Raw genomic sequence first — 11,758 nt, forward strand, 5'->3', positions numbered from 1 at the left:
GGTGTGGATAACTCTGAGGGGAGAACGGCCCCCTCAAAGACGGCGGGCCAGGAGGCGCAAACGGCGATAATCCAGCTCCCAGTGTCCTTCCTTTTCTCGAAAGAGCACAGGGCGAGCTTTGGTCTCGATAGCGACCAGGACCTCTTCCCTACGTTCTACGGGCACCGCCTCTAGCAGGGCAGAGCCAAACATCTCCAGCCAGAGGCGCAGCCCTCGCTCACCCTCCTCCAGGACAGTCGGGCGCTCAAAGAGCCAGGCAGCCTGGACTTCAAAGCCGTGAGCCTCCAGCAAGGCAGCATATTCCCCCAGGGCCGGAAAATACCAGGGGTTGGGGGGCGTCACTGCCAGCTGCTCCTGGAGCACCTCCTGTACAGCAGCGCAGAGGGCCGCTACGTTGCCGCGCCCTCCCATCTCCAGCACCAGGCGCCCGCCCGGCTTGAGCAAGCGCGCCAAAGCCTCAGCTACGGCCTCGGCCTCGGGTATCCAGTGCAGGGTGGCGTTGGAGAAGATGGCATCAAAGGGACGCGGATAGAGAAAGGAGCGAATATCGCCTAAGTGCCATTCGAGGTCTGGATAGTGTTGGCGAGCGACCTCGATCATCGCCGGCGAGCGGTCGAGGCCCACCACCTGAGCGCCACTGCGCGCCATGGTGGCCGTCAGATGGCCCGTTCCACAACCCACATCAAGGATCAGCTCGCCCGGGCGTGGCGCCAGCAGCTCCACCAGGCTGCTGCCATAGGCAAAGACAAAGGCATGCTTCGCATCATAGAGGGCCGCATTCCAATCACTGGCAGCCAAGACAACACCTCAGCTTTTTGCAGCGAGCTCGACCAACACAAAAAAGAAACACGGACGAGCAACGGCTAGCGAGAAAGAGTGCGCTCTCCTCATAGGAGAGAGCCGCCGCAGATCTACCCGATGCGATCGAGGCAGGAAAGAGCCGCTACGATCACCTCGCCCTCCTCCAGAAGCACACGAGCTGCCTGAGCACGTACCCCGGAGGGAAGGCGCTGACGATGAAGGAAGAGCGAGAGCACCTCGCCCGTCCTGCCGCAGTAGTCGCCAGAGCAGACACGCACTCGCGCCCCGGGTACCAGCGCCAGATCTGGCTCCTGGCGAGGGAGGGCCTCAGCCTCGGCAGCGGTGAGGGAGATCAGCAGCTCCGGCAGCGCAGGCCGTCGAACTGAGGTAAAACCCGAGAGGAGGGCCACCCGTCCCTGATAGCAACTCAGCAGCTGTAACAGGCGTGCGGGCATCGCCAGACTCCCCAGGCCCTCCGTTAACATAATCGTCAGGGGCGGCAAGCGGGATTGCAGGTCTTCGCCGCCCGGACTGTTCACCAACTCCAGCAGGTCGGCATGAAGGAAGCCTTCAAGATCGCGCAGAAAGATGCTGCTGGCGATAATGCCAACTACGCCGGAATTGAGGGCATGGCGCAGCAGAAGAAAGCTTAGCGGGCCAGGTACTACCAGAATAGCGCCGGGAGGAATAGGCTGCACCGAACGTGAACCGCCGTTGCCCAGAGCCTGCCAGAGCGTCAGTACACCAGCCACCTGGGGGCCAGCGCCGAGCACTCCCTGGACAGCCACCACCTGACTTTCGATCACCACCCCACCACGAGCCGTCACATCGACAACACGTCCCCGCAGGCCAGCCGGCACTGTCTCCTCACCCAGAGCAGGCACGGCCAGCGCCGTTTGCGTATCGCTCAGGTGATGTGCACCCGTTGGGTGGATTGCCAGTAGCTTCCGCGTTACCGCTGGTAGCGAGAGGCGAGGAAGGCCACCTAGCTCCTCGCCGCGCTCCTCACGCTTCAGTCGGATCACCGGCTGGTCTGGCTCGACCGTCTGGCCGGGATAGACCAGCGCCACCGCTCCTGCGCGTGAGCCACCGGGCCAGCGCTCTCTGCGCACCACAACCTGCAAGCGTACAGACCACCCCAGGGGATAGGCCATCGTAGCGGCGCCTCCCACGCACGCGCCAGATCAGAAGAGCATCATCGACAACAGTGGACCTCAGAGAACCGTTGGAACAGCCACAACGACAATACCAATACACATACACAAGATCGGGCCTGAGCGGTAGCGGATACTGCTCGCCAGCCGGTTGGCGGCCAGTGTCCGACTAAGCGCCAATGGCCTGAGACCATTGCAGCAACCGGGCATGGCGTTCGGCCTTATCCGCTGGCAGCACCAAGGGGCGACCGCGGGCATCGATAATCAGGCCCACCAGACCACCATCGATCTCCTCGGCAGCGCGGGCGCGCTCGCCCGGGCCCAGCCCCACATCGACCGTTGGGGCAGGATAGAGCGTTAGCAATGCCTGCTCATTCAAACGCAGAGGGATGACCTCAATCGAGCCGCTCATGACCTCGACCTGGACCTGTCGTCCATTACTATACTCCACAACGACCCGCAGCGCAATCTGGTCGGGCGGTAGGGTTCCATAGGGGATCACACAGGTTCCCAGGCGATGGGTCACGGCATCGTTCTCATTGACCTGCACGGCAGCCACCGGGTTCACCGTGGCAATTGCCCCCAACTGCTGGAAGAGCAAGGTGCGATCCAGCACCAGCGAGGTCACGCCGCGCGGCTGCAAGGCATCGAGCAGCATCAAGGCAGCCTGAGCGGGACGCGGGGCATGCGCCAGCACGCCGCCAGTGGCCAGGACCAGATCGGGCGAGAAATTGCTAAGGGACCCAGCTTTCAGCGCTTCGGCGGTCAGCAGAATCGCCTCACGGGCAAAGGCCTGGCTGATCTGCAGCTCCCGCTGGTTGCTGGGGACCACGTGGGGGTGCAACATCGTATTGAGCGCGAACTGGCGCAGTTCCTCATCGGAGACATCAAAGGGCAACCAGCGGCTAATATGCTGGGAGCCGACGCGCTTCAGCAACTCGCCCAGGCCGGAGCCGACCCCAATGCCCGCATTGACCATCGGGATAAACTCCCCGCGCTCGCCAGCCAGCAGCAAGGTCGTATTAGCTCCTCCCGCATCGACCGCCATCACATTCATTGTATAGTGGTGAGCCAGAAAGCGCACCAGGCTGCTGAGGGAGGTCGCTGTCGCCACAGGGGTCGCCGAAGACCAGGACCAGAGGGTCTCGCTGCCCGGCAAACGACGCAGAATCGAGCGCTCGTAGAGCGAACTGACGGCCAGACTGATCGAGCCGAGATTAGAGGCTGAGACCAGCGGGTCCAAACGCATCACCTCGCCAGCGCCGTTGATCAGGCGCCGTGAGGCTTCCACATATTGAGGAGCGGCGGCATAGAGTACCGGCAAAGGGAAAAGCCGCGTCTTCTCGCGCTGCTCCTGGGCAGCATTGACCAGAAGCTGGCAGGCCTCCTGAATAGGAGTCGCTCCTGTCGGCCCATCAGCCATACCAACAATGATAGCCGCGTGCGGCTGTAGCTCGCGCAGTCGATCGATCTGCCGGCGCCATTCCAGGGCCAGGCGCTCGGGAGTCCAGGGCACGGGGCCTACACCTGGCAATGGTGTCGCACCCGGCTGCGCGAGCTGACTGGCGGCCATACTCGCGGTAAACGTCGGCGAAGGCAAGGCATGGGTCTCAGCATAGAGGCCCGAGACCGCCTGGCTGACCAGGTCTGTCAGCGTGGGGTTGGCTGCGCCCAGGACCAGCAAACGAAGCGGGCCACCGGCGCTAATAGTGGTCACGAAGACATCCACGCCATTGCCATCCGGCTGCTCCGGTGCCAGTAAACGGCCATCGACAATAATTTGCCGTCCTGTGACCAGTTCAATCTCGTTGATGGCCTGCACGATGCCCCGAGTAATATCCTCCTGGGGGGCAGCCAGGGTTGTTGGAGCCTCGCCGCGCGCCATCAGGCGATACTGCCCTTCGACCAGGCCCAGCAATGAAACCTTGGTTAGCACGCTGCCGCAGTCGGCAACCAAAATAGAATTGGCGGCAGCAGCATCTTTTCTATGAGCGGTTGCCTGACCCTCCTGCTGATTCAACTGCGTCTGCATCTCCAGAACACCCCTCTTCTCTCACCTAGTGCGGGAACCAGCTACGAATCACATCGAGGAAGCTACGCTTCGCAGGCCGGGCCTGAGTCTGTGCCCGGGACTGCGCGTGAGCCTCGGCGCCTGGCCCTGGAGGAGGTGCGGATGGAGGCGGCGCCGCATACGCGGAGGCCGCCGGCGCAGGATGCGCGCTCGCGCTGGCACCGATATACGTAGCGGGATACCCCGGAGGAGCAGCCGGCGCAGCAGGCATCACCCCACCAGCAGCAGGAGCAGACGAAGGCGAGATTGGCGCCCCCTGTCCGTAGCGGGGGTCAGCACTTTGGGCAGGCAACGAAGGCGCAGCCGAGGCCACCCCCAGCAGAGAAGCAAAAACATTGGCTGCCGCCTCACTCTGCTCACTGACTCCTAGCTCCGTACGGGGTCGGCTGGGCACGCGCATATTCTCCACACGCGGTTGCATAGGATCGGGCAGCGTTCGCCCAGGCTCTTGCAAGGTCATTGGATTCTGTCCACTAGAGCCAGCGGGAGCAGGCGTTTCCATTGAGGAGCGCAGCCATTCGGGTAAAGCATTCATATCGATGAGCGAGGCCGCCGTCAGGCCACCGGCAGGCAGAGACGGCGAAGGGGGAGGGGCCACCGGGCCACCTTGCCCCCCCGGCGATGGCGACGCAGGTCGTGGGCCTGCATTCTCTAGCTGACCCTCACGCAGCCAGGCAGGCAAAGCATTCATATCGATCAGAGAAGCTGCTTCCAGCCGGGTAGCGCCTCCGGCTCCAGGAGCACCCAGTTTTGTGGCAGCCTCTGTAGGCGAGTGCTGGCCCCGGAGCCAATCCGGTAACTGCTGCGGATCAATCAGGTCGTGGGCCTGCAGAGGCTGCCCGGGCGCTGGGGCTAGCCCCAGCTGGGCGCCTGCCGCCTGACCCCGCTCCGCAGAAGCGGGCCGCGAAGACTCCCTGGCAGAAGGTTCCGTACCAGCCGAGCCAACCGTTGACGGCCCTAAAGACTTCATCCATTCTGGCAGGGCCTCCGGTTCTACCAGGCTAGAGGCGGGAATATCCTTCTGACCGCTCAGCCCGCCCTCGCGCGCTCCCGCTCCCTCCTGCCCCTGCCCCTCACGCATCCAGGAAGGCAATGCCTGCTCATCAATGAGAGAGCGAGCAGCAATCCCCCGCGCCGGTGGGGCTGCTGCGTAGTCTGCCGGGCCGCCAAACTGGGAACCGCCAGGAAACTGATATTCCGCTGTATCTTCCTTTTGCTCCGCGCGCATCCAGCTCGGGAGGCTCTCCTCGTCGATCAAATCAGCGGCAGAAAGAGGAATGGGACCGGTAGCACCCGCGGGCAGGCGCTCACCTGCCCGCAACGACTGCAGCCATGCCGGCAACTCTGACCGTTGAGATACCCCTTTCTGCGCATCTGCAGCACTTGCCGCACTTCCAACTCCGCCAGATAAAGGCAAGCCGCAGCGCCGGCACGTCGCCATGCCGGCAGCGACTGGCTCTCCACAGTTGCTACACCTAATCACTGTTGCTCCTCACTTTCACCAGGCCGTCACCTTCGCTCCTGGATCTGGCTCGCTCGCAGTGTAGCATGCTTTTTGCGGGCACGCAACGCACTGCGCTGGCTGCCTGCCTCGATTGCTATATCTACCTGATAATAAACATGGCCAGGCTCACTGATATGATACTATAGATCCATAATTCCCAGCCAAAAGTACTACTTACTTCTCCCCTCTGCAGACTACACTCCCTGCCCCTTGCAGGCGAGCAAGGCCCTTTTTACAATAGAACTGGCCCTGTCGGCATTCTGTAACAAAAGATAGGACAGATGCTTATCATTCGCCAGACAAAGGAGGAGAAACGGCGATGGAGAAAAGGAGCGCCAGCCGGCGTCCGTGGCAGTGGCGGCCCCTACTCTGGCTACTGGTGAGCAGCGGGATCAGCCTGCTGGCTCAGCGCCGCGGCGCTCTCAGTCGCAGTGGAGTGCCAGCAGCTATCGTGACTGGCACGATGACCGCCGGAGCAGGTGGCTGGGAGCTGGGCTTCTCCCTTATCTTCTTCTTTGCCTCCTCCAGCCTGCTCTCCCGCTTCCGGCAGCAGCAGAAGGCCCGGACCGCGGCGGAGCAGTTCAACAAGGGTAGCGCTCGCGACATGCTGCAAGTGGCGGCTAATGGCGGGGTAGCCACCTGGTGTGCGCTGCGCTATGGGCTACGCCGGCGCTCCAGGATCTCTTCGGGCCAGGCCAGGGCCGTATCCTGTGATCCCTGGCTGGCCGCCTTTGGCGGTGCTCTGGCTACCGCTACAGCTGATACCTGGGCCACTGAAGTGGGCGTGTTGAGCCGTCGCCCTCCACGCCTGATCACAACCGGGCGCCCAGTAGCGCCCGGTATCTCGGGGGCAGTCTCCTGGCCGGGCACGCTGGCCGCAGCGGCGGGGGCGCTGGCGCTAGGGATAGTGCTGCAGGGCTTGCTCGCCCTGGCTCGCCTGCTGCCCGGTAGCACCAGAGAGCCAGGTTCTGGCCGCCCTCTCCTCCTAGTCGCCATCACCTGGCTCAGCGGTTTTGCAGGCAGTCTGGTCGACAGTCTCCTCGGCGCCACCCTGCAGACCGTCTATCGCTGCCCACGCTGTGGACAGGAGACTGAGCAGCGTCGCCATCGACGCTGCGGTAGCCTTACCCAGCGTGTGCGTGGCTGGCCAGGAGTCAACAACGATGTAGTGAATTTCCTGGCCACACTGAGCGGTAGCCTGATCGCCGCAGCCCTCAGTCGTAGCCCTGTACCGCAGAGCGAGCCTTGCCAGGGCTACACAAGGCTGTCCGCCAGCCGGCTGAAGAAGGGCAGCCGATAGTCCGGCCTGAGCCAGGCCATCAGCATGAGCCACAACCAGAGCAGTAGCATCAGCCAGCCGAGTAGATTGATCAGCAGGCTCAGACCAAAGCCAATGAGCCAGCCCAAGAGGGGCAGCAGGCTCAACAGCCCGTGAAGGAACTGAAGCAGCAGAACCGCCAGTGAGAGTGCGCCGAAGGTCACCAGCGATTGGGCAGCGTGCCAGCGAACATTGCGGTTCTTCTCGACTAAGAAGAGGATCAGGCCCGAGATCCAGAAGAGCGCGTAAGCAAGCGCCCGTTCTAGACGCTCGTCCAAGCCCAGAGTTGTCATGCGATTCATCATGGCCTTTTCCTCGAATTCGTCCGGTTGAGATGCAAGCTTATTGCCAGGGTTTGACTGTCTATATATACGCAGAGCACCGGGAGGTGTTGCAGAGCCAGAAGGTAGCCTTTGACCGTCAGCGGCAGGATGCCAGCCCTCTGGCGACACTCTGAACAAGTCAGGCGATCTCCTCTCCGTCAGCGAAGAGGAGAGGTGGAGCTGCTATTGTCAGCCTTCTGGCACTGCAGTATAATACGAACGCAAAAGCTAGCTAGCGGGAGGCAATGCAAGGTCTATGGGAGGACCAGCACTCATCATTAATCCCAGCGATGGGCTTTTCCTGGCCAGCCTCTTCGGCTTCTTACTCTCGCTGCCCCTTTCACTCTTTGTGATCTTCTGGGTCAGCGTGGTGCTGGTCAGACGGCGCTGGATTGTGCTTCTGGGAGCTTTCATCGGGGCGTTTATCGGCTTGCTGGCGATTCTGGGCTGGGTCGATACGCTGATTTTCGATACACCTTTGCCCAATGCCCAGGTTGGAGCGACCTTCTTCGGCGCGCTGTTCCTGTGCAGCATCCTGGGTCTAGTCGGTGGTATGCTGGCCGACTGGCTTGCCGCGCGCTCAGAGAGTCGCCGCTCGCGCCGGCAAACGACGCTCCTGCCCGAATGAGATGCGGCTGTAGCCAGCCAGCAACGTCGCCGGGGATGTGTCTTCTCACTGAGGACAAGTGAGTAAGTGAACGAGCGGGCTATGTTCTATTTGCTGCACGGCGATGACGAGTTCAGCAGCCGCGAAGCGCTGAAAAGCCTTCGTCAGCAGGGGGATTTTGGCTACAACCAGGATACCTACCACGGCGATGAAACCGAGCTGGCGACCATCGTGGCAACGTGTAGTACGTTGCCCTTCCTGAGCGAGGGCCGGTTGGTAATTGTCGAGGGGCTGCCCCGTAAGCGTCGGAGTAGTTCCTCGACCGCTCAGGAGCGGGAGGCGGTCAGCACCTCTACTGAGAGCGATCAGGGGGCCGCCTCAGCGGCAGGAGAGGGGACCGAGGAGCGCAAGCGCAGCCGTACGCGTAAGGGAAGTAAGAAAGCTGGGGGCACGTCGCGCGCTGACTTTGAGCAAGGTCTGGCCAGTTTTGTGCCGGTGATGCCGGCTTCGACTACTTTGATCCTTCTGGTTGATGAGGCACTTGAGGCCCGTCATCCTCTGGTGGAAGCGGCTCGCCGCTACGGCCAGGAGATCAAAAATATGCTTCCCAAAGGGGCTGCCCTCGAACGTTGGATCGAGGAGCGCGCTGCGCGGCTTAAAGTCCGTATTACGCGCGAGGCGGTGACGCTGCTGGCGAATTTCATCGGCAGCCAGACGCGCATGCTGGCCAACGAGCTGGAGAAGCTTGCCACTTACGTCGGTGAAGGTGGCACCATTGATGTTCCTCACGTGCGGGCCCTCTCCGCCCAGGTGCAGGAGACACGCATCTTCGATCTGACCGATGCGCTGGCCCAGCGGAGGCAGCAGCAAGCTCTTGACATCCTTCACAGCTTGCTGTCCGAGGGACAGCCACCGTTACTGTTACTTGGCTTCATGCTCTCGCAGGTTCGCACACTCCTGCTCGTCAAAGAGCTTACGCAGAAGGGATTGCGCGCTGCAGAGATCGCCTCGACACTGGGTATTGCCCCCTTCATCGCCGAGCGAGCTGCTCAGCAAGTGCGGCAGTTTAGTCTGGCTCAGCTTGAGTTCATCTATCGCCAGCTGGTTGAAACAGACGCAGCCTTGAAGCGCAGTCGCCTCAGTCCCGAGGTCGCCTTCGATTTGCTGCTCATGCACTTCTTCACCACCTCCGCGCGTCCCTAGCGGCGGCTGGCCTGGCCTATCAGCCACAGAGCCGGGTGTGTCAGCTTATTGACAGCGACAAGCGCTTATTCAGCCTCCTCTCAGACGCAGCTCACCAGCCCTTAATCAAGCTCTTCCCAGGACAGGAATGCACTGATGGCCACGAATTCTCTCCTTGAACAGAGACTGATCGCCCGCATCGAGCGCGAGGGGCCGCTGCCTTTCGCCGAATATATGCGCATGGCGCTCTACGATCCAGAGAGCGGTTACTATACAGCCGGCGCTCCGCGTATCGGCTGGTCCGGGGATTACTTCACGAGCGGTGACCTCGGGTACTTCTTCGCCCACTGCCTGGGGCGTCAACTCTTCCAGATGTGGGAGGAGCTAGGCCATCCGCAGCCCTTCCGCGTCTGGGAGCAGGGAGCCGGGCGAGGCGAGTTAGAGGCAGGGGTTCATGACTGGGCAGAACAAGAGCAGCCGGAGTTTGCCGCGGCCCTCAGCTATCGAAGCCTGGATCTTCATCGTGGGGAAGACGTGCTGTCTGCCGCGGCGCTGCAGCAGCTCTGTGAGAAAGACGGGGCCCCTCATATTATTCTGGCTAACGAGCTAGTCGACGCTTTTCCGGTCCACCTCGTCGAAGTAGACCAGGGGCAGCTTTACGAGATCTATGTGGGTCTCGATAAAGGCAGATTACGGGAGATCGTCGTCCCGTCAGCTCCGGAAGTGGTTACCTATCTCGACCGCTATTGCATCCGCTGGCGCAGCTTTCCCGACGGTTGGCGGGCAGAGATCAACCTGGAGGCCCTGCGCTGGGTAGAGCTGCAAGCCCTGCTGCTGCGGCAGGGCTTCCTGCTAGTAATCGACTACGGAGACCGGGCGTCTCGCCTTTACAGCCGCGCACGGCGCAGAGGGACCCTGCTCTGCTACCACAAACACCACATCAACGAGCAGCCCCTGGCGAGGCCCGGGGAGCAGGACATCACAGCCCATGTCAATTTCAGTGCGCTGATTGACGAAGGGCGTCGTCACGGTCTTCGTCTACGTCTCTTCACTACGCAGCGCGCCTGGCTAGAACGCATGGGCATTTTCGAGGAACTCGAACAGCTCCGTCGCACCCACTTCACAGCAGCAGATCAAGAGCGAGCAACGGATCAGGGGCAGATTGCTCTGCTGCGCTGGTATAACCTGCGTCAACAAGTCCTGACCCTGACCGATCCTGTGGGACTGGGCAACTTCAAGGTGCTCATCATGAGGCGCAGAGTCCCATCCCGCGAGCAGCGCTGACCGTGGTCAGCCGCAGTCGAGGCCGATGAGCCTCTAATGCAGCAGTGAGGTATCGATAGGCGAGCAGGCGCTGCTCACACCGTTGAAGTCGCCGCGATGGAAATTGAGCCACAGCTTGCGCGAGGCCAGACCTGCAGGATCGCTGAGATTGAGCGAGAAATCCTTGAGGGCGGTCCCCACGTCGTCAGTCGTCAGCGAGCCGACAAAAAGCAGAGTGGGGCCGCCACAGCTGTCCTCATCAATGGTCAGGTAATAAGTAGTAGAAGGCTTAAGGCCCTGGACAGCGATTTGCAGGTGAGAAGGGGAGGGAGCCGAGGCATCTGTCGGATCAGGAGAATGGACCAGGTGAGCCTGGATGTTGGAGGAAGACAACGACAGAGTGTTAGAGAAAGGCTTGCCCACATTGCCAAGGAGGCCCCTGGCAAAATCGGCCAAGTTAGGGCCGAAGATCGCCACAATGACTAACACGAGGAAAATCGCCACAGCGAGGCGTGTCAACAGCTTCCAGGGCTTCATCACACGAGTCCCCCAGTCAAACAAGCTCCCAGGCAGAGAGGATAGCGAGCAAGGCGATCTGCAACTGGCCAGCGCCAGCGACTTCGCGGCAGTCACAAGCTGGGGCGGCAGAGAGAACGCCTTCATCATGGGTTCAGAATCTATTATAGGCGAAGCGCAGCGTAGGTGTCTATCATTATCTTTTATCTGAAGATAGGGAAGGAAGGGAGCCGGAGGAGGGACATAAAGAAGCGCCCATCCAGGCAGGTGGGGCGGCAACGTCCTACTTTCCCACGGGGCTTCCCCCGCAGTATCATCGGGGCTGGAAGGCTTAACTTCCGTGTTCGGGATGGGAACGGGTGTTTCCCTTCCGCTATAGTCACCGCCCCACCTGCATGGACAGGCGGGCAATCGAGCGAGCCAGTTCATCCGATTGGGAACCGGCACCCCCTCAGGTGGAGATGAGGGGACTCGAACCCCTGACCTCTGCCGTGCAAAGGCAGCGCTCTACCAACTAAGCTACATCCCCCTGTGCGGGTGGGTGGGCCATCCTGGACTCGAACCAGGGACCTCAGTCTTATCAGGACTGCGCTCTAACCACCTGAGCTAATAGCCCACAGTTAAGGACTGGTGAGATCACCTTGACGGGTGCCGGGTGACCCGAACACCTGGAGAGTGATAAGGTGAGTTTGTGACGACCGACCTGCCAGGCATCAGCCTTATGGCAAGTGGTACTCTCTGCATTGCTGCCACCCGATCACCGCTTATTATTTTACCACCTGTCAGTCTTTCTGACAAGAGGGTTTTCAGCGGATTTCCGACTTCGCAGAGAGGAGAAGTCGGAGCATCGAGTCGAGTGACAGGATCGACCTGGGAGAGGAGGTACGAGCACGGGCAGGAACGGAGCCAAAGCAATCGAGCGGATGCATCTGCACCTCAACAAGATTCACAGGAGAGGCTCTAGCCTCTATCGTGACGGCTCCGCGTTCTTACTGCCTGCTGCAGTACCCTCCAGTCGA

The 11,758-nt window shown here is 61.4% G+C and carries 10 protein-coding genes, 2 tRNA genes and 1 rRNA gene; 4 read left to right on the forward strand and 9 right to left on the reverse strand.

Annotation, left to right across the window (positions count from 1 at the left end; genetic code table 11):
- Positions 1-33 precede the first annotated feature (33 nt).
- From A4R35_RS13835 to A4R35_RS13850, 4 genes are all read right to left on the reverse strand, one after another.
- A complete protein-coding gene (locus A4R35_RS13835; RefSeq protein ID WP_112430309.1) occupies positions 34-798 on the reverse strand; it encodes a class I SAM-dependent methyltransferase in 765 nt (254 codons plus the stop codon).
- A gap of 113 nt (positions 799-911) precedes the next feature.
- Positions 912-1,955: a hypothetical protein gene (locus A4R35_RS13840; protein ID WP_112430312.1), complete on the reverse strand. Its 1,044-nt coding sequence runs from the start codon at positions 1,953-1,955 to the stop codon at positions 912-914.
- Between the two features lie 169 nt (positions 1,956-2,124).
- Positions 2,125-3,987, reverse strand: coding sequence for a glutamate mutase L (locus A4R35_RS13845; RefSeq protein WP_112430314.1), 1,863 nt, complete (start codon positions 3,985-3,987; stop codon positions 2,125-2,127).
- A gap of 25 nt (positions 3,988-4,012) precedes the next feature.
- On the reverse strand, positions 4,013-5,254 hold the full coding sequence (locus A4R35_RS13850; RefSeq protein WP_112430316.1) for a hypothetical protein: 1,242 nt from the start codon (positions 5,252-5,254) through the stop codon (positions 4,013-4,015).
- Positions 5,255-5,849: 595 nt separating this feature from the next.
- Here A4R35_RS13850 and A4R35_RS13855 point away from each other — a divergent pair.
- Positions 5,850-6,830 carry a DUF92 domain-containing protein gene (locus A4R35_RS13855; RefSeq protein WP_112430318.1) on the forward strand — a complete coding sequence of 327 codons (981 nt, stop codon included), beginning with the start codon at positions 5,850-5,852 and terminating at the stop codon, positions 6,828-6,830.
- On the opposite strand, the gene A4R35_RS13860 is transcribed toward A4R35_RS13855, so the two are convergent.
- Complete coding sequence (locus tag A4R35_RS13860) at positions 6,785-7,153, reverse strand: hypothetical protein (protein WP_146747219.1); 369 nt, start codon at positions 7,151-7,153, stop codon at positions 6,785-6,787. The genes A4R35_RS13855 and A4R35_RS13860 overlap by 46 nt on opposite strands.
- Before the next feature lie 274 nt (positions 7,154-7,427).
- Between A4R35_RS13860 and A4R35_RS13865 the strand changes: the two genes are divergently transcribed.
- From A4R35_RS13865 to A4R35_RS13875, 3 genes are all read left to right on the forward strand, one after another.
- Positions 7,428-7,799 (forward strand): PTS sucrose transporter subunit IIBC, encoded by a 372-nt coding sequence (locus tag A4R35_RS13865; RefSeq protein WP_112430322.1) that lies wholly within the window; start codon positions 7,428-7,430, stop codon positions 7,797-7,799.
- 81 nt (positions 7,800-7,880) lie between these two features.
- Entirely contained in the window at positions 7,881-8,981 is a 1,101-nt protein-coding gene (gene holA, locus A4R35_RS13870) for a DNA polymerase III subunit delta (RefSeq protein ID WP_112430324.1), read from the forward strand.
- Positions 8,982-9,116: 135 nt separating this feature from the next.
- Positions 9,117-10,244 carry a class I SAM-dependent methyltransferase gene (locus A4R35_RS13875; protein WP_112430326.1) on the forward strand — a complete coding sequence of 376 codons (1,128 nt, stop codon included), beginning with the start codon at positions 9,117-9,119 and terminating at the stop codon, positions 10,242-10,244.
- A 33-nt stretch (positions 10,245-10,277) separates the two neighbouring features.
- Here the strand turns inward: A4R35_RS13875 and A4R35_RS13880 are convergent, their stop codons facing one another.
- The 4 genes from A4R35_RS13880 to A4R35_RS13895 all read right to left on the reverse strand — a co-directional run bounded on the left by A4R35_RS13880 (position 10,278) and on the right by A4R35_RS13895 (position 11,355).
- The gene (locus tag A4R35_RS13880; protein WP_112430328.1) at positions 10,278-10,760 is read right to left on the reverse strand and encodes a hypothetical protein; all 483 of its coding nucleotides are present in this window, start codon (positions 10,758-10,760) and stop codon (positions 10,278-10,280) included.
- Positions 10,761-11,009: 249 nt separating this feature from the next.
- Positions 11,010-11,126, reverse strand: a 5S ribosomal RNA gene (gene rrf / locus A4R35_RS13885).
- A gap of 69 nt (positions 11,127-11,195) precedes the next feature.
- Positions 11,196-11,268: transfer RNA gene (locus A4R35_RS13890), tRNA-Ala, on the reverse strand.
- A 13-nt stretch (positions 11,269-11,281) separates the two neighbouring features.
- Positions 11,282-11,355, reverse strand: a tRNA-Ile gene (locus A4R35_RS13895).
- Positions 11,356-11,758 lie beyond the last annotated feature (403 nt).

The sequence above is a fragment of the Thermogemmatispora tikiterensis genome, from assembly GCF_003268475.1.
GTDB classification, from domain to species: Bacteria; Chloroflexota; Ktedonobacteria; order Ktedonobacterales; family Ktedonobacteraceae; genus Thermogemmatispora; species Thermogemmatispora tikiterensis.

Coding starts and splice junctions, on each gene's coding strand:
- A4R35_RS13840 (WP_112430312.1), bottom strand. CDS start 1,955: ATGGCCTATCCCCTGGGGTGGTCTGTACGCTTGCAGGTTGTGGTGCGC.
- A4R35_RS13875 (WP_112430326.1), top strand. CDS start 9,117: ATGGCCACGAATTCTCTCCTTGAACAGAGACTGATCGCCCGCATCGAG.
- holA (WP_112430324.1), top strand. CDS start 7,881: ATGTTCTATTTGCTGCACGGCGATGACGAGTTCAGCAGCCGCGAAGCG.
- A4R35_RS13880 (WP_112430328.1), bottom strand. CDS start 10,760: ATGAAGCCCTGGAAGCTGTTGACACGCCTCGCTGTGGCGATTTTCCTC.
- A4R35_RS13845 (WP_112430314.1), bottom strand. CDS start 3,987: ATGCAGACGCAGTTGAATCAGCAGGAGGGTCAGGCAACCGCTCATAGA.
- A4R35_RS13865 (WP_112430322.1), top strand. CDS start 7,428: ATGGGAGGACCAGCACTCATCATTAATCCCAGCGATGGGCTTTTCCTG.
- A4R35_RS13850 (WP_112430316.1), bottom strand. CDS start 5,254: ATGCGCGCGGAGCAAAAGGAAGATACAGCGGAATATCAGTTTCCTGGC.
- A4R35_RS13855 (WP_112430318.1), top strand. CDS start 5,850: ATGGAGAAAAGGAGCGCCAGCCGGCGTCCGTGGCAGTGGCGGCCCCTA.
- A4R35_RS13860 (WP_146747219.1), bottom strand. CDS start 7,153: ATGATGAATCGCATGACAACTCTGGGCTTGGACGAGCGTCTAGAACGG.